Origin of the sequence: Maridesulfovibrio spiralis (SeqCode), assembly GCF_048571135.1 — a bacterium.
GTDB classification, from domain to species: domain Bacteria; phylum Desulfobacterota; class Desulfovibrionia; order Desulfovibrionales; family Desulfovibrionaceae; genus Maridesulfovibrio; species Maridesulfovibrio spiralis.
Genome location: NZ_CP182344.1, coordinates 1,063,569 through 1,089,725, shown reverse-complemented (window position 1 = coordinate 1,089,725; position 26,157 = coordinate 1,063,569). Strand labels below are relative to the sequence as shown.

The window sequence follows — 26,157 nt, the reverse complement described above, 5'->3', positions numbered from 1 at the left end:
GAGTATGTATCCTGTCCTGCTTTTTTAACATCGGAGGGTTTATGCAGCTGGTCCATATGATTGATCAGGCCCGTGGTTTGAAAGATGCGGATCTGGTTATCCGTAACTGCCGGGTGGTCAATGTTCTCAGCGGGGAGATTCATGATGCGGACGTCGGCGTGAGCCGGGGTGTTTTCCTTGGATTCGGTGACTATAATGCTGAGCGGGAATTTGATGCCCAAGGTCGCTTCCTGCTGCCCGGACTGGTTGAAGGGCATATCCATATTGAATCAACGCTGCTGACCCCGCCCCGCTTTGCGCAGGCAGTTGCCGCCCACGGCACAGCCGCAGTGGTCTGCGATCCCCATGAAATCGCAAATGTGCTGGGTCGTGCGGGTGTGGAGTACATGCTTAAAAGCTCTCATGATCTGCCTGTTTCCATATTTTTCATGTTCCCTTCATGCGTACCGTCCACCGGGCTGGAGGATTCCGGGGCCAGACTTAATTCGGTGGATGTTGAACATTTTCTGCGTCTGTACCCGGACAGGATTCTGGGGCTGGCCGAGATGATGAATTTCCCCGGTGTTCTTAACAAGGACCCTCAGGTGCTTGCCAAGCTTGCGGCTGCAAAGGGCAGGATTATTGACGGGCATGCCCCGCTTCTTTCGGGCATGGATTTGAACGGCTATGTGCTGTCCGGGCCGCGCAGTGACCATGAATGTTCCCGTCCTTCCGAAGCGGTGGAGAAGATGCGCGCGGGCATGCATCTGATGATGCGGGAAGGTTCGCTGGAGCGGAATATGGAAGACCTGCTCAGCGTGGTTAATGAATTCAATTCCCAGAATATTTCGATAGTTACCGATGACCGCAGCGTGCTTGACCTGAGTGAGAACGGGCATCTTGATTTTGGATTGCGCCGCGCAGTAAAGCTCGGCATGGACCCGTTACGGGCTGTGCAGATGGTTTCCATTAATCCGGCGCGTTACTTTGGTTTGCAAGGATACGGGGCCGTTGCTCCGGGCTATCAGGCCAGTTGTTTTCTGGTCGAGGACCTTAAGGATTTCAGGATCAGGCAGGTTTTCCTGAAGGGCAGACCTCTGGAAGAACACAGCTTTGAACCTGCCAACGGGATTCCTTCGCGCAGTTCCATGCATGTGGGGGCTGAAATTGATGAATCAATGTTTGTCCCGGAGCAGGGCTGCTGCCGGATCAGGGTTATCGGAGTCAAGCACGGTCAGTTGCTGACGGAAAATCTTGAGTTGGAACCGCAGCTGGAAAACGGGCTGCCCGTAGCCGACCCGGAGCGGGACATCTGCAAGCTCACGGTTATTGAACGGCATAAGGCCACAGGCAATCACGGCACGGGCTTTGCGCGCGGGCTTGGTCTTGCACGCGGTGCCATCGCCGGAACTGTGGCCCATGATTCTCACAACCTGATAGTTGCCGGGATGAATGATGCGGATATGGCTCTTGCTGCCCGGGAAGCCGTGCGCATGGGCGGAGGTTTCACCGTGGTGCTTGACGGCAGGGTTCTGGCCGCGCTTTCATTACCGATTGCCGGACTGATGAGTGATAAGGGCATTGACGAAATTGCCGACGGCGTGCGCGGGCTGGACCGGGCCACGCAGCAGCTCGGCTGTTCTTATAATCCCTTCATGCTGATCTCATTTCTGGCACTTCCGGTAATCCCCAGCCTGAAGCTTACTGACCGGGGATTGGTGGATGTGGATGAGTTCGAACCGACATCGCTCTGGTGTTGAGGGTGCTTGCCCCCTGATCCGGGGAGTGACGGTTTTGATTAAACGCCAAGTGCACGCCACAAGGCGTCTGCCATGACTCTGATATCGAATTGTGCTACGACTTTTTTGCGGGCGGCTTCGGCCATATTCTTCCGTAATTCGGGGTCTTCGGCCAGTCGCATGACGTGTTCAGTCCATTCGTCCGGGTTGCTGACCAGAAATCCATCTTTGCCATGTTCTATGATTTCGGTATTGAAGCCGACATCGGCTGCGACAGGAACGACTCCGCACGCCATGTATTGAAGGATTTTAAAACCACATTTTCCGCAGCTGTACTCGCTGTCTTCCAACGGCATCAGGCCGATGTCCATCGCCTGTAGCTGTGCTACTTCATTTTCCGAAGACCATGCAGCATACATCACGTTGTCTTTTCCTACGCCGGTGTATTGGGCGTTGGAGATGATTGAAAATTGGATTGATCCTATGTGTTGCTGGAGTCTGGAGATTGGCTCCTGCACCCAGTCAAGATAGCTTGAAGTACCCATCCAGCCGACCAGCGGTGCAGATACCGGGGAGTCCTGCCGCTTCATGGTGTATTTTTTTGTATCAAGACCGGTAGGAATTACGGCAATGTTGTCCTGATAGTTGGCCCCTTTTGCTGCTAGAAAATTATTGCCTGCAATGCAGAGCTCCGCTTTGGCGCACTGGTTGGCGAAACGCCGGGCTGATTTGTCGGCCTTGCGCTTTTTCTTGGGGTTGCTGAGGTCGAAGGGGGGTAAGGTCCAGACTGCATCATCATAGTCAAAGGCGAGCATGCCGCATTTGCATTTGAGTATATTGATTTCTGTTTTGGAAAAAAGCTTAGCCTGAATGATGTATATGTCCGCCTTGGGTAGACTTGCAAAAAAGCTGAGGCGTTTGAATATGGATTTGGGGACCCGTTCCCATGAAATATCAAGTCCTCTTGCTTTGCCAAGTTCAACAAAGGGGAGAACACGGAAGCGAACGCTGGGAAGGGTGGCCCCGGCCGGGGTAAGATAAATTATTGAGTTTTTCATTGCTGGCGGACTCTAGCAAAAAAACTTTTGGCCCTCAATGGCGGGGATGGTGTCCATTTCCGGTGCTGAGTTTAAATCTTGAGTCGTTGATAGGGGCGTGATAGGGCAGGCTCTGCCAAGTCTGTTATCAAAGGAAGGATTATATGAATAAAGCCACAGTACAATTTTTATGTAACTTGATCCCTTTTCCGCGCTTGCGAAAGAAGACACGTCGTCGCCTTTTTTCACAAATGATGGATGAATGTGCTGATCGCATTACTGCGGAAGTTGATGCCAATAAGGATATTCTGGCCCGGCCTGTAAAAAAAGCACCTAAAATTATCTGGCAATGCTGGTTTCAGGGCGAGGAACAGGCCCCGGAGCTGGTAAAAAGATGTTTTGAGTCTGTAAAAAAGCATCATCCGGACTATGAAATCAGGATCATAACTGATGACAATATGTCTGATTACATAACTTTTCCTGACTATATCCTGAAAAAATATAAGAAAGGAAAGATAAAGCGTACCTTTTTTTCCGACCTAATCCGTGTTTTCCTGCTCAGCGAATATGGTGGAGTCTGGATTGATGCCACTGCTTATTGTTCAGAACGTATCCCTGATGAAATTTTGGAAAGTGACTTTTTTGTGTTGCAGGACCCGACCTTTCCCAGATTCCTCATTGCCAGCTGGTTTATTGTTTCCGATGCCCGCCATCCCTTGATTGAGGCCATGAAAGAGGTTCTGCTGCTTTATTGGAAGGAACAGAACCGGACGTTGCAGTATCTGTTTTTCCATTGTCTTTTTGCCACTGTGGTAACCAAGCTTCCGGCTTACCGGGAACTTTACCGGAAAATGCCGTTTTATTCCGATACCCCGCCCCTTTATCTGTATTTCTATCTGGGGAAAGAGTTTGATCTGCATAATGCCCGTAATCTCATGGAAGAGTCCTTTATCCATAAGCTCTGCCATAAAAGAAAGCTCCACGGTATCATGGAGCTTCTTGATGATTTCGAATCCCGGTCCTGATCAGCTTCTACTGCCGCCGGAAGGATAATTTTCCAACCGCCACCTGACCGGCCCGTCCCATTCCTTTTGGGGCGGGTCGTTTTTTATGGCTTGGGCTACAAATTCCAGTCCCAGTTCTTTGAGACGTTCCGGGGTGGCCCGTCCCTGACGGTCATAGCCGCGCAATTCATAGTAGCGGTTTAAATGTTTTTCGTGCTTGAGCAGGTCGGCACGGCCTTCCTCGCTATCCCGGATTTCAGGTTTCTGCGGCATACGGTCATCTTTTCGCGTTACGCCCTGACGGATGTTGAAGGCATGTTCAAGAGCATAGACCCGGTCCGCTGCCTGCTCCAGTTTCCCGGTGGTATATTTTTCTCCCGTGGCGGCTGTGAGCAGCTCGGCCAGTCCTTCGTAGATAGGCTTCTTCCAGACCAGCGGCATGGCACTGATCCAGTTGTTGACCGCGCCCTTGCAACGTCCGATGCAGTCGGTCAGGGTAGTCATGCGTTCCCCGACAATTACCGCCGGGGCCGGATCTTCATCCACGTTTTCCAGCAGCAGCCCCTGTTCCTTTAAGATGGGGAACATGTCCGGGTCGGGCTGACTGAAGGCCCATGAACGCCCGCGGAGATGGTCGGCCCCACGGGTGGAGGTGGCGTGGGCCAGTGAAAAAACTCCGCTGGGATATGGACCGCGCGAAAGACCTTTTACGTGGTAGCAATAATCCATGGCCTGCCCGCCCAGCCGTTTGGCTAGTGTGTACATGCCTTCGGCGACCAGATTTCCCAAGCCCTGCCGCAGGGCTGTGCGGTGCAGCAGTTCAATCTGGTCCGCATGGTTTTCCCAGCTGAGGTCCAGCCCGTCTGTCAGCTCTTCATCCAGCAGCCCCCGGTTGTAAAGGTCCTTGAGCATGGCGATGGTATTGCCGAGGGCCAGAACATCCATGCCGTATGCGTCACAGATATTTTCCATCTCCATGATCGCCACCGGATCGGTTATTCCGCAATTGGTTCCGAGGCAGAAGATGCATTCATATTCCATAGCCTTGCCTGTCTCCCCGGCTCGGCTGCCGGAGGGAATGCGGTAGTAGTCCTTACAGCGGACGTGGCAGCCGTGGCATCCGTGCCGGCCCTCTGCGTATTCTTTCCATGCTTCCGGGCGCAGCCGGTCCGGTACATCGGAACCATCCCAATATTTTTCATAATTTCGGAACCCCGGCTCCCACATCATCATGCCGATATGGGTTCCGTACTGCCCAACTACTTCGCGCTGGAAATCGGAGTTGCGGAAGAATTCACGGTCTTCGGCGGCAAGCCTTTTAAATTTATCAGGGTCGGCCAATGAGACCCGACCGCTGCCTTTGACCACGATAGCTTTAAGCTTTTTAGAGCCGAGCACGGCCCCGGAACCGCGGGCTGCGGAGGCATATTTATCGACCATGGTCGTCGCCACCCGGACCAGATTTTCACCGGCCTGTCCGATGCAGGCCACACTGGCTGATTTTCCGTGCTTTTCACGCAGCTTATCTGTGGTCTGCCAGACTGAAAGGCCCCAGAGTTCTCCTGCATCGTGCAGTTCAGCCTGTTCATCATCTATCAGCAGGTAGCATGGCGATTCCGCTGTCCCGGTAATGACAATCTGGTCCAGTCCGGCCCGCTTCATCATGAAGGCCATTGAACCGCCTGCGTTACCGTCGCCGAGTATGCCGGAATAGGGCGAAAGGGTGCTTACTTCCACCCGGCTGGTCAGTCCCAGTGGGGTTCCGGATAGCGGTCCGGCTCCGAGGCAGTAGATATTCTCCGGTCCCAGCGGATCAATGTGTGGTTTTATTTCATTGAAGAGCACCAGTGAATTCAGGCCCCGCCCGCCGATGAAGTCCCTTGCGATGCCGGGATCAAGAGGTTGCCTGTCGATTGCCCTGCTGCAAATATTAACCCGCAAAACTGACCCTGCCCAACCGTGCATACTGCCTCCTCAATGTTAGGAAATAGCTTTCAATACTATAAATATACCATGTTCCGAGAAGCGGAGGCAACTTTTCCATTAATGTTCATTGTGCAGGTTAAATTCACATAAATGTGAACAAATGCAAAAAAGTATTTTCTTTAATAGGTTGTAATAAAAGGTAAAGTTATGTTTTGGGGTTGTGGCACTTACCTTGCTTAGCTTCAAATATGTATCCTTCACTGCATGGTCTTAAACTTTCAGCACTGCTTGCCATTTGCCAGGCTATTGAGCAGGCACTTGATCTGGAGTCCGCCCTTGACGGAGTTCTCAGTATTCTTTCCGAGAACCTGAGTATGAAGCGGGCGACAGTGACCCTCTACGACCCTGAGACCAGACAGCTCTCAATCAATGCCTCCTACGGTCTTTCTCTCGAAGAAAAGCAGCGCGGGGTCTATCGCCTTGATGAAGGCGTTACCGGGCGCATCTTCCAGACGGGTGAACCGTACTATGTACCGGATATCAGTAAGGAGCCTCTTTTTCTCGATAAAACCGGGGCCCGTAAAATTGAGCGGGCCACAACAGGCTTCATCGGTGTGCCGATAATTCTGCATAGTGAACCTATCGGCGTGCTTAACGTGGATCGTATCTTCGGCGACGAAGTTGCAGCGGAAGAGGATATCGATTTCCTTAAAATTGTTGCCACCCTGATCGGTCAGTTCATCAGCCTGAACGAGAAAATTCTTGAGCGTGAGGCAGCTCTAAAGCGTGAGAATACTTCGCTCAAGTACCAGATTTCCAAGAAAACCAAGGGTCTTTATATAGTAGGGCAAAGCTCGGCCATGGTCGAAGTGCAGCGTCAATTGGAAAAGGTTGCCCCTACGAAGGCTACAGTTCTGCTGCTTGGAGAATCCGGTGTCGGCAAAACTCTCATAGCCAAGATTATCCATGAGCTTTCCGACCGGGCGAAACATCCTTTTATCAAGGTCAACTGCGCTTCAATCCCGGAGAACCTGCTTGAGTCGGAACTTTTCGGACACGAGAAAGGATCTTTTACCGGGGCCGCTTCCACTCGTCCGGGGCGTTTCGAAGAAGCGGACGGCGGAACTATTTTTCTCGATGAGATCGGTGAGTTTCCGATGGCCTTGCAGGCCAAGCTTTTGCGGGTATTACAGGAAAAAGAACTGGAACGGATAGGTTCAAACAAGACCCGCAATATTGATGTGCGCATCCTTGCTGCCACCAACCGCGACCTCGGGGTGCTGGTAGAGCAAAATGAATTCCGGCTCGACCTTTACTACCGTCTGAATATCTTCCCGATTACCGTCCCGCCCCTGCGTGACCGCAAGGAGGACATCACCGGACTGCTTAACTATTTCATTCAGAAAATGGCTGACGATTACGGACGCAAGATGTTTTTCACCCCCGCGGCTCTTGATTCGCTTATGATTTATGACTGGCCCGGGAACGTGCGCGAGATGCAGAACCTGCTGGAGCGGCTGGTTATCATGTCTGACTCGGAGTATATCACCTTGGAATTTTTGAAATCCTACCTCGCACCCGGACAGCGTTGCGCACCGGGGAGTTCCGCGGATTCCGGCAATCCTCCCCAAAATGATGAATTGCCCCATTGCACATCGCTGAAGGAAGTGGAGCGCAACGAAGTCGTCGCTGCTTTGGAGCGTAGCGGATGGATTCAGTACAAGGCTGCTGAAACATTGGGGCTTTCCGCCCGCCAGATGGGCTACCGGGTCAAGCGTTATGGCTTGGAATCCATGATTGCCGAGGGGCGGGCAAGACTGCGGCGTATGAGAAAAGGCTAAAAAATTCCTGACTGGCTATGCTGCGATTATCGGGATTGCAGCAAACGAAAAGGGCTTTCCACATTGGGTGGAAAGCCCTTTTTGCAGCAACACAGCAGATGGTGCTTTATAAGCGATTTTAATGGTGGCAGCCTTTGAAGGCCTTGCCTTTGTAATTGTATTCCCACGAATCGCGTAGCAGAATCTGTCTTGGCTCGGGAAATTCAACCTGAATGATTACATCATGACGTCCGTCAGGGTGAGCCCAGATGGCACTGCCGCCGCCCCACTTAGCAGGAATTTCCATGACAATGGAATTATCTTCATTGGGACGCCAGTGCTTGATTATTTCACCGTCAAAAATGGCCCGTCCGTCAGGCAGGATAACGACAGAGGCTCCGGAAGGAGTTTTCCAAAGTCCCCATGACCAGCAACCTCCGATACTTTTGAAAGTGCCGGGAGTTCCCTTGTCCTTCGGAGAATCGTAAGGAGTGTCTTCCTTAGCCGTATCTTCGGGGAAATTCCATGTGGTCAGCGAATGTCTGACCAACCGTTCTGCTTCACGGTCGATGTCGGGATAGCTGCCCTGAAATATATAGTTGATTCCGTTATGGCGACTGGCTGCCAGCAGGGATTCCACGGTTTTTCCATCGGCTTTACCTTCATATTCTCGGAAAACCGCCGGTGCACCGGAAACATTTCCTTTGCTTTCCGTTACTTTTGTCTGCAGCGGAAACCCCTGTTGTTGCAGGGCTGAGATCCAGTTGTCGAGAAGTTGATCCAACGCAATATCTTTTCCGGGAGCAATATAAAGCTGTACGCTGGAATTAAGCGATGGGGATATGCATTGCTTTACTCGGTTATCCAAACGGGCAACCGGGTTATCGCTCCAGCCGGGAGGGCAGTTAATGCCTTTGGCGACATCATCGGCAAAGGCTGCGCTGGCAGAAAACAAAGTCAGTACAAAGATGAGGAGTGTGGCTTTGTGTATGTTTTTCATTATTGTGCTCCAGTGTGTATTTCGTAAAACATAATCGTTTTTGCAAAATATTGCCAGAGCTTGGAGCATATAGAAGATTATTCAAAATTTTGATTGATACTTAATGCTTCGTTCATTCTACCTCAGGAAATATAGGTGTCTATTTTGTTTTCTTCTGTTTCGGTGTTTATGTCGATCTGTGAGTTGTCAATCAGGTAACTTCCAATGCGGTTGGCCTTCAAAAGGTCATCTCCGCTCCCGGTATCAATCTTACCGCCCATGATTGAGCCTGTTACGATCCGGTCATCACCGTCACCTGTTTTGATATCGACTGAGGCATTCTCAGCAAGTATTCCGACTGTATAGTCTCTGTCTCCGCTGTCTACCGAGGTAAAGAAAGATCCTGAGATGATGGTATCGTTCCCCGATGTTGCTTTGCCCGTGGAGTAGCTGTCGATTCTGATGTTGCCGTCCGCATCTTCATCTTTTGAGTGTTTGGAACTGGTGAAGCCCCGGCAAGAGCAACTTTGCCGGGGCTTCGCAGTGTGGGCTGATTTTGAACAAAATCAGCACGGAGCAATTTGTATTAAAAAAATCAGCCGCATTTGGTTCCTGTTCCGGTACAGCAGGCATCGGCAATGCTTCCTCGCCGTCCTTTGTGGATATCCATATTTCCACCGCAATAAATGGTGGTCAGCGCGTCCTCAATGAATCCGCCGATGATGTGCGGTTCTATGCCGTTTTCCGCCAGCAGAAGCTGTGGGGTTTCACCTATGGCTGCGGCAAGGACAGCTCTACAGTCGCTGAGGGTGGCGGCGAGATCAGCCCAACGCTGCGGGCCGCATCCGGCCTTGGGGGCAGGGCGTTTTTCAACCAATTTGAATCCGCCTTCTTCATTTTCAGCCCAGATGTGGAATTCCTTCGCCTCGCCAAGATGCTGGTTGACGAGCATGCCTTCACGGGAAGCAACCGCCACGTATGGACGCGGGCCTTTCACATCTATCGGCTTCAGTTCGGAACAGGATTTCAGGGTTCCGCAAAGTGCCACGGATTTATCATCGCCGAGCAAACCGACAGCATCGGCGCGGCAGCGGCGGCAGTGGGTCATCTGTTCGATGGCTACACCAGCTTCTTTGCGCAGGGAGTTAACAAGTTCCCGTCCGGGTTCTTCGATTTCCGCAAAAGGGGTATCTGCTGTAGGTTTGAGCGGAATCATATTCTGGATGTCCGCCCCCAGTTCAGCGGCAACGCGGGCAACTTCCTGGATGTGATGGTCATTAATTCCGGGGATGACAATGGAATTTACCTTAACGGTGATTCCGCGTTCCTTAAGCCCCTTGATGGCTGCGAGCTGGCGTTCAAGAAGTACCTTTGCGCCTTTTTCGCCCCGGTAGACAATCTTGCCGTCTTTTACCCAGGAGTAAATTTTCGCGCCGATAGCCGGGTCGACTGCGCTGATGGTGATGGTTACATGGGATACGCCCAGTTCTTTCAGGTCGTCCAGATAAGGCAGGATACCCATGCCGTTGGAAGAAAGGCAAAAGATCAGCTGCGGGTGCTTTTTATTGAGCAGGCGCATGGTTTCCAGAGTCTCTTCCGGGTTGGCAAAAGGATCGCCCGGTCCTGCGATGCCGGCTACAGTGATGCGCGGTTCTTTTTCCAGCACGGCGTCCATGTATTCGGCGGCCTGAAAAGGTTTGAGTACGCCGCTGGTTACGCCGGGTCGGGATTCGTTTACACAGTCGTATTTGCGGTTGCAGTAATTGCACTGAATGTTGCACTTGGGGGCTACCGGGAGATGTACACGTCCACATGAGCCTGCGGTTTCTTTGTTAAAGCACGGATGTTTAGTGGTATCTTTTTTCATGATGTATCTCCCTTAAAATTAATATCTTACATGTATCCGTAACCGATGGGATTATCGGCCTGTTTTTTTTCAAGAACTGCGTTGACGATGCGGTCGAAGAGGTTCTGCGTTCCGCGATAGCCGAGCATGGGGATACGCTGCCCGCCGAAGCGGTCATGGACCGGAAAGCCGACCCTGATCAGCGGGATGTTCCATGCTTTGGCGTAGCGATAGCCTTTGGAATGGCCGATGAGCAGATCGGGTTTGAGTTCCCCGGCCCGTTCGGCGATGTCGTGGAAATCAACACCTTCGTGAATTTCGGGTGTGGTCCGGCCTACACCTTCGGTGACGGCAGTCACGGCTTCAGCCATGCCTTTTTTCCTGGAGCCTGATCCGGCGAGGATTACGTCAACGCCGATCTCGGCCAGAAAAGCGCAGAGCCCGGTGACTAGGTCTTCTTCGCCGTAAACAACGGCCCGTTTACCGAATACGTATTTGTGTCCGTCCACGTAGGCATCAATCAGCCTGCCTCTTTCGCGTTCATAACGTGTGGGCATTGTTTTGCCGGAAACAGCTTCAAGGGTTTCAAAAAATATGTCTGATTCACGGAGCCCCATAGGCAGTCCGATGCGGTGGTTGGCTACACCGAAACGTTCTGCAAGGCTGGTTCCGCCACTCTTGGCGGGTACACAGCGGCCCAGCTCGATGGTTGCCGCTGCGCCGGACATCTTCTTGATATCCTTCACCGGGGTCCCGCCTACGGGGATCTTCATGTAATCTTCCAGTGCAGGACCATCGAGGGTTTCGGAAATGTCCGGCAGAATAGTCGCTTTCAGATCGAAATCTTCACATATATCGAAGAGATGGCGCACGTCTTCACAGGAAACCATGTTGGGCAGGATGTTGATGTGCCCATCGTTCTCCGCATTTTCGGTGCAGAGCTGCTCGACCATGGATCGAACCGCCCCGTGCCAGCCGTCCACGTGCGTACCGTTATAACTGGGGGTGGAAACCTGCACGATATCCGGCAGGTCAAGATCACCGAATTCATTATGAAATTCGTTCAGGTACATGGGCACGTCATCACCGATAGTCTCGGTCAGGCAGGTAGTCGCTATGCCGACGACCTTCGGCTCGTATTTTTTCATTACATTGAGGATGCCCTTTTTCAGGTTCGGGCCGCCGCCGTAGATGGCGTGCTTTTCGCCCAGTGCAGAAGAAGCGATATCCACAGGTTCACGAAAATGGCTGATCACGTAGCGGCGCATGTAAGTGGCGCAGCCCTGCGAGCCGTGCAGGAAAGGTATGGAATCTTCAACGCCGCGAAAGGCCATTGCCGCGCCCAGAGGCGTGCAGAGTTTGCAGGCGTTAGTGGTCGATGTGTAATTTTTGCTTTTAGTCGTCATGGCTATACTCCTTCCTTTTTTGCTCTGCGTGGTACAAAATTCCAGACCGGACTCATGGCTGAAGCGTGGATTTCGCGGGCGAAGTTGAGCATGCCGACGAAGCCTTCGAGTGCTTCCTTGCGTTCGTGGTTGTGATCGCAGAATCCGACTCCCATTTTGAAAGCGATGGGCCTTTCCTTTACGCCGCCGACGAAGATATCCACGTCCTTTTCCTTGATGAATGCGGACAGTTCCAGCGGGTTGGCGTCATCTACGAGGATGGTTCCGGGATCGGAGATGCGTTCCAGTTCAGCATAATCTTCCTTGGTTCCGGTCTGGGAACCGACCATGACTACTTTCATGCCCAGATGGCGGAAGGCTTTCAGCAGCGAGAAAGCCTTGAAGGAACCGCCCACATACATGGCGACTTTTTTACCTTCGAGATCTTTGCGCATGCGGGCCAGTTCGGGCATGAGCTTTGACAGCTCTTCGCGGACGAGGTCTTCAGTGCGTTTGACAATGTCCGGGTCGACATCCTTGAAGAAATCAGCAACCTGATAGAGGGAATCGGCCATGTCTTCGATGCCGAGGTAGGAGACGCGCATAAAGGGCGTGCCGTATTCCTCTTTCATCATTTTTGCCAAATCCAATGTCGCACCCGAACACTGTACAAGGTTGAGAGCCGCCCCGTGGCTGCGCCCAATATCCTTCACACGTCCGTCGCCGGTGATGTTGGCGACGACTTCCACCCCCATCTTTCTGAAATATTCGCGGATGATCCAGATTTCACCGGCAAGGTTGAAGTCGCCGAGAATGTTCACCGAAAGCGGTGAAATATCGGACACGCCTTCGGTTCCGACCAGCTTGAACATGGCTTTGCAGGCCGCAAGATAACCTTCGCGTTTGCTGCCTTTGAAGCCTTCGGACATGACCGGAAGCACGGGGATGCCCTTTTTCCCGGACATCTTTCTACAGACTGCTTCAAGGTCATCTCCGATGATGCCGACGATGCAGGTGGAGTAAACGAAAGCGGCCTTGGGGCTGTGGCGGTCGATGAGTTCATCAAGAGCGGCTTCGAGTTTTTTTTCGCCACCGAAGATAACATCCGTTTCCTGAAGGTCGGTGGAGAAGGACAGGCGGTGAAGTTCCGGTCCGCTGGAAAGTGCACCGCGGATGTCCCAGGTATAAACCGCACAGCCGATAGGCCCGTGCACCAAATGCAGGGCATCGGCTATGGGATAGAGAACAACCCTTGAACCGCAGAAAACACAGGCTCTCTGGCTGACTGCTCCGGCGAGAGATTCCCGGTTGCATGCCATGTCCAGTGCTCCCTCGCCCGTGCGGTGGATCTGGTCTTTTCGTTCTTCTAAAATTGTATATTCGTTCATGATATGCTCCGTTGCTATGCGTTCGTCTTGCGAAGGCAAATCAGGCTGGTCTTGCTCCAACCGATTTTATTGTAGAATTTCAAGGCCGGGGTGTTGTCGCAGTCTGCAAGTAATTGCAGTCTTGTTGCTCTTTGTTCTTCTGCGAATTGGATCACGGCTTCCATAAGCATGGTGCCGATTCCCTCCCCCTGCCGGTCGCTGCGGACAACCACATCTTCCACGAGGATGGACGGGCCGCCTTCAGCGGTTGAGATTACAATCTGACCGGTGCACATGCCGACCACTTCACCCACGCCTTCACCCATATCTTCCGCCACCAGAATGCATGCCCGGGGATTGCCTAGCAGCATTCTTAAACCCTGCATCTGTCTGTTCCCATCTGCTGAGAAGTCCTTCTCTATGGAGAAGAGCGAATTCAGCAGATCGGTCATGGGAACCAGATCAGCAGAGTTGGCGTTACGTATATGAATTGTGGCCGGCATGTGCTCCCTCTATGGTTTTTCCAAAATCCAGAAGCGTGAATCTTGAAATATTGATGTCTTGATTAGTCGAGCAGGTAATCTGCGCAGGGTTCGCCGTCTTCCAGACCGTCGAGGATTTCGTCGATTTTCTCTTCGGAATCCACACCCTTGAACCACCAGTTTTCCGGCTGGACCACGAGGATGGGGCCGTTGTCGCACTGCTTCAGACAGCTGGTGGCTACCACCAGTGCGTCGATGCCGCGGTCGATGATTTCTTCTTCGATGTATTGCAGGAAACCGTCGGTCTGTTTGTGGCATATGCCTTTGGGTTCGCCCGCAGCGCGGAAACTCTGACAACAGATGATCATTCTTTCAGGGGTAGCCATAATTTTCTCCTATTTGATGCGCGTTGCGCTTTTTATTGAAAGATTTGCCTCCGGCGGCTTAAACCCTTTTGCAAAAGGGTTTGTTTCACTGTCGTTATCCCTAAGACTCGAAGCAAAGCTTCTCGCCTAAGGGCTAATGCAAGAATCCCAAAACCTTTTAGTTTGGCTTCGCCGCTTAGCTTGGTCCGGTGTGCTTTATTTCTTGCACTTGCCTTTTTTTCCGCCGCCGTAGAGCACATCCACTGTGCCTTCCACGTTTTCATCGGAGATCACGGTTCTGATCCCGTTTGCGGCGAGTACTTTTTTCGGGGTTTCCCCGGCTGCGGCGCAGAGCAGAACAAAACAGTCGCTCAAAGTTTCAGCCAGTTTTTCCCAGCGGTCTGCACCGCCGCCCGGTTCCGGGGCCTCTCTTGCTTCCAGCAGACAAGCCAGACCGTCTTCGCGCGGGCCGTAAATAAGAATTTTTCGGGCGTGGCCCAGATGCAGGTCGATATCCATTCCACCGGAACTTGCTACCGCTACATTGGGACGGTTAACGCTCGGTTTAGGCAGGGAACTTGATGTCGGTCGCTCCAGCTTAACGGTCGCCCCGCATACGGGCCACGGCTCCATGAGTTCAATATGTTCTGCGGCGAGTGCTCTTACTTCTGCGATCTGTTCGTCACTCACTGCGGGAAATTCGCTGTCGGTTTCGGGGATGAAAGGAATCAATCCCATGATGTCCGCGCCGAGCATTTTCACTGCGCGGGCGATGTTTTCAATCTGGTCCACGTTTTCAGGATAGATGGTGGTGTTGACCTTCACGGTCACTCCCGCTTCCTTGAAGGCCTTGATTGCTGCGGCCTGTTCTTTCATGAGCAGCTTGCAGGCGTCAGGCAGGGGGATGTTTTTGGTGGACGGGCGAATCCATGCGTAGATTTTCTCGGCAGTTGCCGAGTCCGCCGCGTCCACCAAAAAGGTGACGTGGGAAATTTTAAGTTCTGCCAGTTCTTCAGCATACTTCTCGCCGCCGATACCCAGTGTGGTCAGGCAAAGGGACATGGTCGGGTATTTTTCTTTCACCAGTTTTAAAGTTTTGTAGGTGGCTTCAAAATTAGCCAGTGGATCGCCGGGGCCGGTGATACCGACAACCTTGATTTTCTTCCCGGAGTCGATCAGCTCATCAAGCATGGTAAGAGCATCGTCAGGCATAATGGCTGCGGGCTGCTTGACCATGGGGGCGAAATTGGTCCTGCAAAAAGTTTTCGGAGCAACCGGGAGATGAACACGGGTTACAGATGCGCGGGCTGAAGGGCCAAAGCAGGGATGTGAAGTTGAAGTGGTCATGTGGTGCTCCATGAAATTAATTATTCAAAGGATGGCTTGTGAGTTTACGGTGGCGAAGCCATGATCAGAGTTTTTGGGATTCTCAAACCCTTTTTTCAAAAAGGGTTTGAGGCCCCCGGCAGGGCCGCCGGAGGCCTACTGTTATTAAAGTACGAGTTCGAAAGTTTCTTCGGGGGTGTCACGGTCAATGCGATCCATGAGCAGTCCGAGGATTTTTTCGAGCAGGCGCAGACCGCCTTTGTAACCCACGGTTGGGAAGTACTGGTGTCCCTGACGGTCAGTGATGGGGAAGCCCCAGCGCAGGAACGGAATATCTTCGTCGCGGGCAATGTATTTGCCGTAGGAGTTACCCATGAGCAGGTCGACGGATTCGTTTTTAATCCACTGGTGCATGAGGAACATGTCGCCTTTTGCTTTGACCTTGCATTCGTAAGGCATGTCGGCGGTGAGTTCCTTGATCCGTTTTTCGAACTTCTTGCCGGGAGTTCCGGTAACTACGTAGACCGGGCACATATCGATGGAACGGAGGAATTCCACCATGGAAATGAGCTGGTCGGGATCACCGTAAATGGCGACTTTCTTGCCGTAGAAGTACTGATGCATGTCAGAGATCATATCCACCAGCTGTCCGCGTTCGTAGGAGATGGTATCGGGGATGGATACTCCGGCTACGGTGCGCAGTACGTCGATGAAACGGTCGGTTGCCTGCAGGCCGAAGGGCATGTCCAAAACGGTACAGGGAACTTTGTGCTTGGAGTCAAGCCAGCGTGCGCCGTCTGCGGAACACCATTCACCAAGAGCGATGGTTCCGGTGGCCTGTCCCGCTTCACGCAGTTCCTTGATGGTTACGCCCCCGTCGGGGAACATCTTGTATTCGCCGCTGAGCGGTCCGTTCAGGACACCGGAGGTATCCGGGAACATGGTGATGTCCACGCCGATCATGGAGCAGATACGTTTGATCTCTTCCATGTCGCAGGGTTCCACCCAGCCGGGGATGATGTTGACTTTGCCGTTCTTCTCTGAGGTCGGTTCGGCCAACTGGGCCATGGCTTTGACCATGTTGGAGAAACCGGTAACGTGCGAACCCACGTAGCTGGGGGTCGGCGCGCCGAATACGGTCTTGCCTTCGGGGATTTTGCCTTCCTTGGTAGCCTTGGTGATGATCTGGTTCAGGTCGTCACCGATGGTTTCTGAAAGACAGGTTGTGTGTACGGCGATCACTTCCGGTTCGTAGACCGTGAAGATGTTATTGATGGCCTGAATAAGGTTGGCCTGTCCGCCGAAGACCGATGCGCCTTCGGTGAAGGAACTGGTAGCAGCGGAAACGGGTTCTTTATAGTGTCTGGTCAGCATGGACCTGTGGTAGGCGCAGCAACCCTGAGAACCGTGAGAATGGGGCAGGCAGCCTTTGACGCCCAGCGCGGCGTACATTGCACCGATGGGCTGACAGGTTTTAGCCGGGTTAACGACCAGTGACTTGCGTTCTTTTATTTCTGTGGGGGTGTGTCTGAGTAACATTTTTTTCTCCTTCTCTCCTTCGTCCAGAGCGTCACACAATGTTGAGATGTGCGGCGCAAGATAAAGGCAGGAACGAAGCATACTGAAGCGTATGTGAGTTTCTGGCTTTATCGCAGCAACGAAGCAGATCGCTGTTTTGTGGCGCTCTGGCTATTCCCAAACGAAAGTTGCTGTTAGCTCGGGGTTTTCCTGCCAGGGGGCCTTCATGTAGCTCCAGACCTTGCTGCCGACGAGACGGTCGATTTCTTTGTAGAAATTGACTGCGCCCTTGAAACCTGCGTAGGGACCGCCGGAATCGTAGCTGTGCAGCTGTTTCATGGGTACACCCAGTTTCTGGATGGAGAATTTTTCCTTGATGCCCGCGCAGAAAAGGTCAGGCTTGAGGAGTTCCACCAGTTTTTCAGCTTCGTACTGGTTCAGGTCGTCAATAATGATGGTGCCTTTATCCATGTCCGGGTTCAGGCCGTCGTAATGCTTGAAGTCGTAACCGGCATCTTCGAGGGCTTTGATTTCCGCCTCGGTTTTGCGCGGACGGTAGAGTTCTGGATCTGCTTCGACCTCGATCTCTTCAATGTTACGGGAGTCCGCGTCCACTTTGATGTCCGGGATTACGCGGCGGCCTTCGTAGTCATCGCGGTGACCGAACTCGTAACCTGCGGAAAGGGTCTTCATGCCCATCTCATTGAACAGTTCCTGATAGTGGTGCGCACGGGAGCCGCCGACGAAGAGCATTGCGGTCTTGCCTTCGGTGCGGGAACGCACGTCTTTGGCAATTGCTTCGACTTCGGGCATTTCCTCGGCGATGACTTCTTCGATTTTGGCGATGAGCTTTTTGTCGCCGAAGTATTCGCCGATCTTGCGCAGGGACTTGGCGGTCGCTTCCGCACCGATGAAGTTCACCTTGATCCACGGGATGCCGTATTTGGTTTCCAGCATGTCTGCCACGTAGTTGATGGAACGGTGACACATGACACAGCTGAGGTCGGCATGCTGGGCCGATGCAAACTGATCGTAGGTGGAGTTGCCGGAGAAGGTTGCGATGTTGGTGATGCCGCATTTTTTGAGTACGCGGTCAATCTCGAAACCGTCACCGCCGATGTTGTATTCACCGAGCAGGTTGATTTTGTATTCTTCTTTGCGCGGTTCCTTGTTCTCGCCCACGAGGTGGGTAAAAACCTGGTTGTTGGCGATATGGTGACCGGCGGACTGGGAAACTCCCTTGTATCCTTCACAGGAGAAGGCGAATACGTTGCAGTCGCCGAGCTTGGCTTTCATTTTTCTGGCAACGGCATGCACGTCGTCACCGATCAGGCCGACCGGGCAGGTCGAAAAGATACAGATGCCCTTGGGATGGAAGAGGTCGTAAGCTTCCTGAATGGCGGCTTCCAGCTTCTTTTCACCGCCGAAGATGATGTCCTGATCCTGCATGTCTGTTGAGAAGCAGTAGGGCATGTAGTTCTCACCGTCCGGACCGGCAGAGGTCTGGTTGCGGCGGGTCAGCCAGGAATAGAATCCGCAGCCGATGGGGCCGTGGGTGATGTTCACTATGTCGCGGGTGGGGCCCATGATAACGCCCTTACAGCCTGCATATGTGCAGCCGCGCATGGTGATGATGCCGGGAATGGTTCTTACGTTGGCGACGATTTCAGGCGGTGCTTCGCTTTCAGTCGCTTCATTGATCATGATCTGTTTGGCGCGCTTGCGGGCTACTTTGGGCGGATACTTCTTCAGAAGTTCTTCCTTGATGTCCGCCGGGTCCCACTGCACCACTTTAGTTTTACTCATCTCATATCTCCTTGAGTGGTTAGGCGATGGACTTCGCGCCTGTTTCTCCGGTTCTGACCCTGACCGCATCGCCCATGGGGCAGACGAATATCTTGCCGTCACCGGGCTTTCCGGTTTTGTTGACCTTGATTATCTCTGCTACCACTGCGTCCACGGATTCTTCGGGGACCACTGCGGTTAGGATTCGTTTCGGGTAGAGCTTTCCTTTTTCACCGAGGACTGCGGCGGCTTCTTCGTAGCCTTCTTCCGCTCCTTCAAGCACTGCGGTGTTTACGAAACCCTTTCCGCGGCCCTGTGCCTCGTGGGCGAAGAAGGCGTCTATGCCAGCTTCGGTGAGGGCTTCCTTGGTGCGGTTCATCATGTTCATCCGCACAACTGCGATGACTTCTTTCATGCTATGCCTCCTCAACCGGAGCCGCTTCGTTTATGCCGGAGCTGATGGTGTAGACGTCTTCTACGTCGGTTACGAAAATCTTACCGTCACCGAATGCGCCTTTTGCGCCGGAACGGGCTGCGTCCATGATGGTGTTGATTACAAAGTCCTTGTCGTCGGCTTTGACTACGCTCATGAGCATGGTCTTGGGGATCTCGTCATAGGTGACTTCGCCGATCTTGATTCCGCGCTGTTTACCGCGTCCTGCAACGGAATATTTGGTTACTGCGGGGTAGCCGTTGTCCATGAGTGCGGCCAGTACGTCGTCCGCTTTTTCCGGTCTTACAATTGCTCTCACCATGATCATGATATTTATCTCCTTGCTCTGCTGTGGGTATTTGATGCGCTGCGCGCTTTAGATGAAGAATGCCTTCGGCGACCCTGCCGGGGGCCTTAAACCCTTTTATTGCGCCCCTTCCTGCGGATTTGTGGGAAAAGGGTTTAAGAATCCCAAAACTGTTTATTACGGCTTCGCCGAGATGCTTTATTAATTGGGGTAAATTAAGCTTCTATGCTTCCATCAGGCCGTAATCGAGGAGCAGCTGTTCCAGTTCTTCGATTTCAAGCGGGGTGGGCACGACGAACATTTCGTTTTTGTCGATGGCTTCGGCAAGACCCATGTATGCAGATGCCTGCGGTACGGAATCGTCCCATTCGATTACTGTTTTACGGTTGATTTCCGCGCGCTGTACGTCGTTGTCGCGGGGGACGAAGTAGATCATCTGGGTTCCGAGTTTCTTGGCCAGCTCTTCGATCATCTCTTTTTCGTTATCAACGTTACGGGAGTTGCAGATAAGGCCGCCGAGGCGAACTCCGCCGGATTCAGCGTATTTCATGATACCTTTGCAGATGTTATTGGCCGCATACATGGCCATCATTTCGCCGGAACAGACAATGTAGATTTCTTCTGCCTTACCGTCACGGATAGGCATTGCGAATCCACCGCAAACAACGTCACCGAGAACGTCGTAGAAGGCGTAATCAAGGCCTTCGGATTCTTCATATGCGCCGAGGTTTTCGAGCATGTTGATGGAAGTGATGATCCCGCGTCCTGCACAACCGACGCCGGGTTCCGGGCCGCCGGATTCAACACACCAGGAATCACCGAAACCGGGTTTGCGGATATCCTCAAGCTCTACATCTTCACCTTCTTCACGAAGGGTATCGAGAACGGATTTCTGGGCCAGCCCGCCCAGCAGCAGACGGGTGGAGTCTGCTTTGGGGTCACAGCCGACGACCATTACTTTACGGCCCATTGTTGCCAGTCCGGCTACAGTATTCTGGGTGGTGGTTGATTTCCCGATTCCGCCTTTTCCGTAGATTGCTACCTTTCTCATTTTTTCTCCTCCATGTGGTTTGGATTTAATTTCGTTGTTGCTGACTCTCTAATGGCAATCCCCGTGCCAAGTGCGTTTTTGTTGGGTAAGGTCTGGAAATAAAAGATTTAAATGCGAGAGATTAAGAAAGATAAAGACCTGCGAAAATTGTAGATTGCTACTAAAACAATGTACAAAATTGTAGGAACCTACATTTTTGAATGTAGTGTGTGGTGTGTGGCGTAGGAGGGTATGTTATATAAATTAAGGTAGATAGAAAGGTCGTGTTCTTTGGCATCAAAAATGCTTTATGGGTTTTAGTTAATTTTAATCTATTGGAGCATTACTATGTTGATCGATACCACCCTGCGTGAAGGCGCACAGTTGTTCGGGGCATATTTCAATCTGGAAACCCGCAAGCGCATCGCATCCTCACTCATAGCTATGGGAGTGGATGAGATCGAGCTGGGTTGGGTCGGACAGGAAGACCTGCCCCTGTTTGCCGAGCATGCCCTTAAAATCGGCAGCTCTACCGCCCTTAGTGTCTGGTCCCCCTGCCGGGAAAAAGACATTGAGATTGCGGCAGGTCTGGGATTGAAACGCATTAATATCGGGGTCCCGGTTTCGGACCTGCATATTGAAAAAAGACTGGATTCAGACCGTCAGGCCATATTGCGTAAACTGGCTTCTGCCGTGCGCACAGCATCCGGATGCGGTTTTGAATATATTTCCGTGGGACTTGAGGACATTTCCCGTGCAGATGGAGATTTCGCCCTTTCAATGGCCCTGCATGCCGAGGTCTGCGGAGCATCAAGGGTCCGTCTGGCGGATTCTCTGGGGCAATTGACTCCCCTTGCCATGGAAAAGCTGGTCAGGAAATTTAGAGGCAAGCTCAACATCGATATTGCCGTGCACTGCCATGATGATTTCGGCATGGCTACGGCGAACTCTTTCACCGCCCTTGAAGCCGGGGCAGACTACGCGGATTGTTCGGTGGTCGGTATTGGTGAGCGTTCAGGCATTGCCGCCACCGAGGAACTTGTGGCCCGCTTGGCCCTGCGTGAAGGCAATGCCCGTTACTCAACCGCAGTGCTCAAGGAAAGCTGCATGCTGGTCGCATCTGCCGCCAAGGTTGCTATCCCGCGCACAAAGGCCGTGGTCGGCACTGATATCTTTGCCTGTGAGTCCGGGCTGCATACCCATGCACTGAGCAAATCACCGGAGCTTTTCGAGCCTTACGATCCCGATTCCGTGGGCACATCCCGTAAACTGGCAGTAGGCGGTAAGAGTGGACGCGCGGCAGTGCGCAGTGCCCTTGATGAATACGGCATTGATTGCGGTACGGATAATCTCTCGACTCTCACCGAGGCTGTGCGTCAGCTTTCCCTGCGTCTTGAACGGCCCCTGACCCGTAGTGAATTTATCAAACTCAATGACGGGGAGGTCTACTCATGAACACCTTAAGACGAATTTATTCAACCGAGGCCGGGGAGCTGGTGGCCCAGCATTCCACCGATGACCTGCGCCGCAAGACATTGCAGCCTGTGCAGACTTACGCCAACGGCACAGTGAAGTCATTGCCCCTTGAAGATCGCACTCCCATCTTCACGCCGCTGGGAATCATCGAGGCTGAGATGGTAACATTCTACGAGTCCGGTAAGCTGAAACGGGTTTTCCCGCTGAATGGTAAGCTCTCCGGCTATTGGAGTCAGGAGGATGAAGGCAGATTGGCAGATCTGCTGACAATCGATACCCCGGCGGGGCCGCTTAACGCCAAGGTGATCAGCCTTTGTTTTTTTGAGGACGGAGGCTTGCGCTCCATGACACTCTGGCCGGGGGAGGAACTGACCGTGCAAACCCCGGTAGGTCCCATCAAAACCCGCGTGGGCATAAGTTTCAGCCCCAGCGGACGTATCCGCTCCCTTGAGCCGGCAGAACCGATTCCGGTGCCAACGCGTATCGGCATGATTAACGCTTTTGATTCCGATGCCGTAGGCATTAACGGAGATTTGAATTCGCTGGTATTTGATAACCAAGGGCAGGTCGCAGGGCTGAGCACAACATTGAGCATGGTCCGTGCCCGTCATTATTCAGGCCGTAAATTCCTCTTTGCGCCTGAGAGCCGTGAATCCCTGTGTTCGGAAAGTGAGGAGGAAATTGTGCCCATGCGGATGGTTTTTGACGGGCAGGGAGTAGAGATCGGCCTGAATCCGAAAGCGGAACCGGCCTATATTGATTTTGCGGACTACGAGGTCAGCAGTGCACCGTTTCTGCCGCAACTGGATAATCTGTCGCAGGGGCTGATCTGTTCTGTATAAGTTTACCAGTCTCTCAATTTGCCCATATCTGAAAGGGGAAGCGAGGGACCGAAATCATATTTTCCGGGCCGCTCAAAGCGGGAAAGTTTATCAATCACCAGATTTCGCAGCTCTTTTTCAAGGGCTGCGTTTTCCATTTTCAGGGCGGGTACAACGAATGTTTTCAACCGTTCCCCTTCTTCCGGGCGCATAAGCCGGACCGAGCATGCCTTCACTGCCGGATGCTTCTTGAGCACTTCTTCCACCCGCGCCGGATAAACGTTTATGCCGCCCACCTGCACTGCTTTATCTGAGCGTTTCAGCGGCCTGAAATTTGTTGCGCCCTGCCATTCAAGATTATCCTGCAAGGTGTGTAATTGTTTGGAGCCGTCTGCTGCGGTCCGTTTGATGGAAGAAATTCCGGTCCGCTCCCAGTGAGCCAATAAGGTGTACAGGTCCGCCGGGTTGTGGCGGTAGCCGACCCCTCCGGTTTCTGATGAACCGTAAACCTCGGTCATGCGGGCAAGCCCCAGCGCGCACAGACTGGTGATGGTTTCTGCCGGGCAGGGTCCGGTGGATGTTACTCCGTAGACATTCTCCGGGAAATCGCAGTGAAGTTTTTCCAGTTTTTTCCAGAGCAGGGGAAAGGCGATAATCAGGTCGCCGCTGCTCATCTTTTGAATCTGTTCCTGTCCGGGCAGTGACGGCCAGAATTCAGCCGGGATATCCAAAGCCTTGGGCAACAGGATGGAAAATAGAAATCCGTAAATATGATGGCGGGGAACATAACTGATGATCTGTTTGCGGTCCGCAAAAAGCATGGCGAGGGAGTGGATTTCCTGTTCAAGGTCGGCGAAAGTTGATTTTGCGGCAACCGGTTTACCGGTGCTCCCGGATGTGAAGAAGGTCAGGTGTTGCGGTTTTCCTCCGGTCTCGGAGAAGATAAGCGCAGCCAGTCCGGTCAGGCTTATGCCTGCGGGAAGTGGTGATTCAAGGCCGAATTGTCGTGCGATGCGTTCAAGTATTTCTTGCGGCTCATCAAAGATCTCATCACCGGGAATAAATCCGCCGGGCAGGGATTGCCCCTGACATAATTCCAGTTTCTGGTTGTAATTCATTTCTGCCAGCAGGGTTGAGGAAATCATTTCCTCGATATCCGGCATAGTGAGTGCGAGTTCTGCGGGCATGATTTATTGCGTGGGGTTGATGGAGATCAGCCCGAAGTTTTTCCCTGCCTGTTCAATGCAGTTGCTTGAGCCGAGCTTTGCTCCTTGTCTCGCAGCATGGGCAAGTTCTGCTCCGGCAGCGCAGGGCATGTCCTCCTGCCGGGAGGCAGTGGCAGGTATCCCAAGTTCCATTAATCCGGGGAGCGTCCGGGCCGGGCTGAATATAGAAGCAGGCAGTACTTTTTCTTGCAACTCCTGCGGGCTGATGGCTTCGAATTCAATTGCCCCGTACTTGCTTTCGGATTCATCCGCAGGTCCGAGCAGGAAAAAGCAGGCTCCTTCACCTGTTTTTAGCAGTTCGCCGGATAAATTCTTAGCTTGCAGCAGGCGGCGGGTGTTTTCTTCCAGCAGGGGTGTTTTTTCATCGACAAGGCCGAGGAGTACTCTTTTTACCCGTCCTTCGTTCAGCCAGCATCCGGCTGTCTGCAATCCGGCAAGCACTGGTCCGTGCGATTGGCAGAGGGTAGTGTAGGGCTTGGGATTATTAAGGAAAACAGCCAAGGTCGCCGCCGGGATATTGTGTACTGAATGGGAGAAAGCCAGCGGTGAGGCGCAGCCCGCTCCGTGGTCGATGATGGAATCCAAAAATTCGAAGATGGTCTGCGAGGGACCGTAACCGGTGCTAAGCACAATGCCCATGTCATCGGGCAGGGGCAATGGGTTTTTGAGGTCTTCCTGCACTGTTCCTGCTGCGTCGTGCAGGGCGCGGCATCCGGCCAGCATGGTCATGCGGGTGAAGTGGTCCACCCGGCGCAGACGGCGCGGCGCGAAATATGAATTGAGATCGGAAGTATCAACCGCAGCTCCTTTCTCAGCGAGTGCGGTTCCGATTCCATGCAGGGCTACACGCATCACTCAGCTCCCTTTTTGAAAACGAGGGCGGAGTTGTTTCCGCCGAAGGCCAGCGAGTCGCTCAGCGCATAACTGGTTGCGGTTTCGGTTCTGGAGGTGATCGGGACGGCTGTTGCTTCCGGTTCGGCGTTGCGGAAGCCTCTGGTTGGCATGAGTACGCCTTGCCGCAGGGACATGATCGTCATGACCGCTTCAATGGCCCCGGCAGCACCAAGGGTGTGTCCGGTAAAGCCCTTGATTCCGGTGAACGGTGTGGAAGGAAAAAGTTCGTTGATTACCTGACCTTCAATGCGGTCGTTGTTCTCGGTCCCGGTTCCGTGCACATTGATGAACCCGATTTCCTTCGCGTCAATCCCACTGCGCTCAAGGGCTTCATTTATGGCCTGTTTCAGTCCGGTTCCCGCGGGATGGGGCGCAGTCAGGTGGTGGGCGTCGCAGCAGGTTCCGTAGCCCATTATCTGGGCGATGGAATCAAGCTTCAGATTCTGTATGACTGTTTTATCTGCCAGAATGAGAATTCCTGCGCCTTCACCCAGATTGAGTCCCTGCCTGTCTTTGTCAAAGGGGCGGCATCTTTCCGGGCTGGTGATCATCAGCCGTGAGAATCCGGTGTATGAAATTCCGCTCAGGGCGTCCGCGCCTCCGGCTATGACCAGATCACAGAGTCCCTGCCTGATCCATGATGCTGCAATGCCGATGGAGTCAGTACCGGATGAACAGGCGTTGGTCACGGTCTGCACCGGACCGGATAAGTTGTATTTATCGGCCACGGCAGCAGCAGGGTTGCAATGCAGGTAGCTCTCGATGGTTTCAAGGTCCGGCTGATCTCCCTCGCGCCATTTCTGGTAGAAGGATTTGAAGTTCAGGGAGGCTCCGGTGGATGACCCGATGCATGAACCGACTTTCAAGTCCTGAAGCTTCTCGGGGGTGAGTCCGGCCTGTGCCAATGCTTCTTGTACTGCGGGATAAAGCAGCTTCATGGTATTGGTCAGCGGAGGGGTTTGTTCATCGCTGGATAACCACTCGTTCTTTACCGCAAACACAGGACTCTGCATGGGCTGGTCGTATGAAAAACCGGGTATGACTCTAGGCTGTACATCTCCGTTCAACATGGTTTCAAAACATGTGCGGGTGTCCGGTCCGGCGGCACAGATGCAGCCGCAGGCACAAATGCTGACGGGACGGTCCATGTTCTAAGCCTGTCTTTCCTTGATGAAATTTACGAGGGAATTGACGGATTGGAAAGCGGCCTTGCCTTCTTCCATGTTTTTGATTTCAACATTGAAATTTTTCTGAACCAGCACCACGATTTCCACAGCATCAAGTGAATCAAGGCCGAGACCCTCTCCAAAGAGGGGGGCGTCGTCTTCAATTTCGTCCACGGTCACGTCGATGAGATTCAGCTCTTCGATGAGCAGTTCTTTAAGTTTGGTATGCATTTGGCCTCTTTATAG

The 26,157-nt window shown here is 52.8% G+C and carries 24 protein-coding genes; 5 read left to right on the top strand and 19 right to left on the bottom strand.

All coding sequences use genetic code 11. The annotated features are described in order from the left end of the window. The first annotated feature begins 41 nt into the window (after positions 1–41). Positions 42–1,739 carry an adenine deaminase gene (ade, locus tag ACNI29_RS04900; RefSeq protein ID WP_419781075.1) on the top strand — a complete coding sequence of 566 codons (1,698 nt, stop codon included), beginning with the start codon at positions 42–44 and terminating at the stop codon, positions 1,737–1,739. Between the two features lie 38 nt (positions 1,740–1,777). Here the strand turns inward: ade and ACNI29_RS04895 are convergent, their stop codons facing one another. Then, positions 1,778–2,776 (bottom strand): glycosyltransferase family 4 protein, encoded by a 999-nt coding sequence (locus tag ACNI29_RS04895; RefSeq protein ID WP_419781074.1) that lies wholly within the window; start codon positions 2,774–2,776, stop codon positions 1,778–1,780. 230 nt (positions 2,777–3,006) lie between these two features. Here ACNI29_RS04895 and ACNI29_RS04890 point away from each other — a divergent pair, with 230 nt between their 5' ends. After that, positions 3,007–3,780, top strand: a complete 774-nt coding sequence (locus ACNI29_RS04890; RefSeq protein WP_419781073.1) for a capsular polysaccharide synthesis protein — start codon at positions 3,007–3,009, stop codon at positions 3,778–3,780. Here ACNI29_RS04890 and ACNI29_RS04885 read toward each other — a convergent pair whose 3' ends face one another. Beyond that, positions 3,781–5,724 (bottom strand): aldehyde ferredoxin oxidoreductase family protein, encoded by a 1,944-nt coding sequence (locus tag ACNI29_RS04885; RefSeq protein WP_419781072.1) that lies wholly within the window; start codon positions 5,722–5,724, stop codon positions 3,781–3,783. Between the two features lie 209 nt (positions 5,725–5,933). Here ACNI29_RS04885 and nifA point away from each other — a divergent pair, with 209 nt between their 5' ends. After that, positions 5,934–7,526: a nif-specific transcriptional activator NifA gene (nifA, locus tag ACNI29_RS04880; protein ID WP_419781071.1), complete on the top strand. Its 1,593-nt coding sequence runs from the start codon at positions 5,934–5,936 to the stop codon at positions 7,524–7,526. A 118-nt stretch (positions 7,527–7,644) separates the two neighbouring features. Here the strand turns inward: nifA and ACNI29_RS04875 are convergent, their stop codons facing one another. The 13 genes from ACNI29_RS04875 to nifH form a co-directional block, all read right to left on the bottom strand. Beyond that, complete coding sequence (locus tag ACNI29_RS04875) at positions 7,645–8,505, bottom strand: hypothetical protein (protein ID WP_419781070.1); 861 nt, start codon at positions 8,503–8,505, stop codon at positions 7,645–7,647. A 122-nt stretch (positions 8,506–8,627) separates the two neighbouring features. Further along, positions 8,628–8,765 (bottom strand): hypothetical protein, encoded by a 138-nt coding sequence (locus ACNI29_RS04870; RefSeq protein WP_419781069.1) that lies wholly within the window; start codon positions 8,763–8,765, stop codon positions 8,628–8,630. A gap of 314 nt (positions 8,766–9,079) precedes the next feature. Continuing rightward, entirely contained in the window at positions 9,080–10,351 is a 1,272-nt protein-coding gene (locus ACNI29_RS04865; protein WP_419781068.1) for a radical SAM protein, read from the bottom strand. Positions 10,352–10,377: 26 nt separating this feature from the next. Continuing rightward, positions 10,378–11,736: a nitrogenase component 1 gene (locus ACNI29_RS04860; protein WP_419781067.1), complete on the bottom strand. Its 1,359-nt coding sequence runs from the start codon at positions 11,734–11,736 to the stop codon at positions 10,378–10,380. A gap of 2 nt (positions 11,737–11,738) precedes the next feature. Further along, complete coding sequence (gene nifE / locus ACNI29_RS04855; protein ID WP_419781066.1) at positions 11,739–13,103, bottom strand: nitrogenase iron-molybdenum cofactor biosynthesis protein NifE; 1,365 nt, start codon at positions 13,101–13,103, stop codon at positions 11,739–11,741. A 14-nt stretch (positions 13,104–13,117) separates the two neighbouring features. Beyond that, positions 13,118–13,585 carry a GNAT family N-acetyltransferase gene (locus ACNI29_RS04850; protein ID WP_419781065.1) on the bottom strand — a complete coding sequence of 156 codons (468 nt, stop codon included), beginning with the start codon at positions 13,583–13,585 and terminating at the stop codon, positions 13,118–13,120. Positions 13,586–13,647: 62 nt separating this feature from the next. Further along, on the bottom strand, positions 13,648–13,950 hold the full coding sequence (locus tag ACNI29_RS04845) for a (2Fe-2S) ferredoxin domain-containing protein (RefSeq protein ID WP_419781064.1): 303 nt from the start codon (positions 13,948–13,950) through the stop codon (positions 13,648–13,650). 195 nt (positions 13,951–14,145) lie between these two features. Further along, complete coding sequence (locus ACNI29_RS04840; protein WP_419781063.1) at positions 14,146–15,276, bottom strand: NifB/NifX family molybdenum-iron cluster-binding protein; 1,131 nt, start codon at positions 15,274–15,276, stop codon at positions 14,146–14,148. Between the two features lie 144 nt (positions 15,277–15,420). Continuing rightward, entirely contained in the window at positions 15,421–16,794 is a 1,374-nt protein-coding gene (nifK, locus tag ACNI29_RS04835) for a nitrogenase molybdenum-iron protein subunit beta (RefSeq protein ID WP_419781062.1), read from the bottom strand. A 150-nt stretch (positions 16,795–16,944) separates the two neighbouring features. Beyond that, positions 16,945–18,579, bottom strand: coding sequence for a nitrogenase molybdenum-iron protein alpha chain (gene nifD, locus ACNI29_RS04830; RefSeq protein ID WP_419781061.1), 1,635 nt, complete (start codon positions 18,577–18,579; stop codon positions 16,945–16,947). Positions 18,580–18,598: 19 nt separating this feature from the next. Further along, a complete protein-coding gene (locus ACNI29_RS04825) occupies positions 18,599–18,973 on the bottom strand; it encodes a P-II family nitrogen regulator (protein WP_419781059.1) in 375 nt (124 codons plus the stop codon). A gap of 1 nt (position 18,974) precedes the next feature. Then, on the bottom strand, positions 18,975–19,322 hold the full coding sequence (locus ACNI29_RS04820; protein ID WP_419782087.1) for a P-II family nitrogen regulator: 348 nt from the start codon (positions 19,320–19,322) through the stop codon (positions 18,975–18,977). A gap of 199 nt (positions 19,323–19,521) precedes the next feature. Then, on the bottom strand, positions 19,522–20,349 hold the full coding sequence (gene nifH, locus ACNI29_RS04815; protein WP_419781056.1) for a nitrogenase iron protein: 828 nt from the start codon (positions 20,347–20,349) through the stop codon (positions 19,522–19,524). A 327-nt stretch (positions 20,350–20,676) separates the two neighbouring features. On the opposite strand from nifH, the gene ACNI29_RS04810 reads away from it, so the two are divergent. Then, positions 20,677–21,783: a LeuA family protein gene (locus ACNI29_RS04810; RefSeq protein ID WP_419781055.1), complete on the top strand. Its 1,107-nt coding sequence runs from the start codon at positions 20,677–20,679 to the stop codon at positions 21,781–21,783. Next, positions 21,780–22,646, top strand: a complete 867-nt coding sequence (locus tag ACNI29_RS04805) for a hypothetical protein (RefSeq protein ID WP_419781053.1) — start codon at positions 21,780–21,782, stop codon at positions 22,644–22,646. Before ACNI29_RS04810 ends, ACNI29_RS04805 begins: the two co-directional genes overlap by 4 nt. A 2-nt stretch (positions 22,647–22,648) precedes the next feature. Here ACNI29_RS04805 and ACNI29_RS04800 read toward each other — a convergent pair whose 3' ends face one another. The 4 genes from ACNI29_RS04800 to ACNI29_RS04785 are packed head-to-tail and all read right to left on the bottom strand — an operon-like array spanning position 22,649 to position 26,142. Beyond that, positions 22,649–23,812, bottom strand: a complete 1,164-nt coding sequence (locus ACNI29_RS04800) for an AMP-binding enzyme (protein WP_419781052.1) — start codon at positions 23,810–23,812, stop codon at positions 22,649–22,651. Between the two features lie 3 nt (positions 23,813–23,815). Then, positions 23,816–24,703, bottom strand: coding sequence for a beta-ketoacyl synthase chain length factor (locus ACNI29_RS04795; protein ID WP_419781051.1), 888 nt, complete (start codon positions 24,701–24,703; stop codon positions 23,816–23,818). Then, a complete protein-coding gene (locus ACNI29_RS04790; protein WP_419781050.1) occupies positions 24,703–25,893 on the bottom strand; it encodes a beta-ketoacyl-[acyl-carrier-protein] synthase family protein in 1,191 nt (396 codons plus the stop codon). The genes ACNI29_RS04795 and ACNI29_RS04790 overlap by 1 nt, the downstream gene beginning before the upstream one ends. Before the next feature lie 3 nt (positions 25,894–25,896). Continuing rightward, positions 25,897–26,142: a phosphopantetheine-binding protein gene (locus tag ACNI29_RS04785; RefSeq protein ID WP_419781049.1), complete on the bottom strand. Its 246-nt coding sequence runs from the start codon at positions 26,140–26,142 to the stop codon at positions 25,897–25,899. Positions 26,143–26,157: the final 15 nt, after the last annotated feature.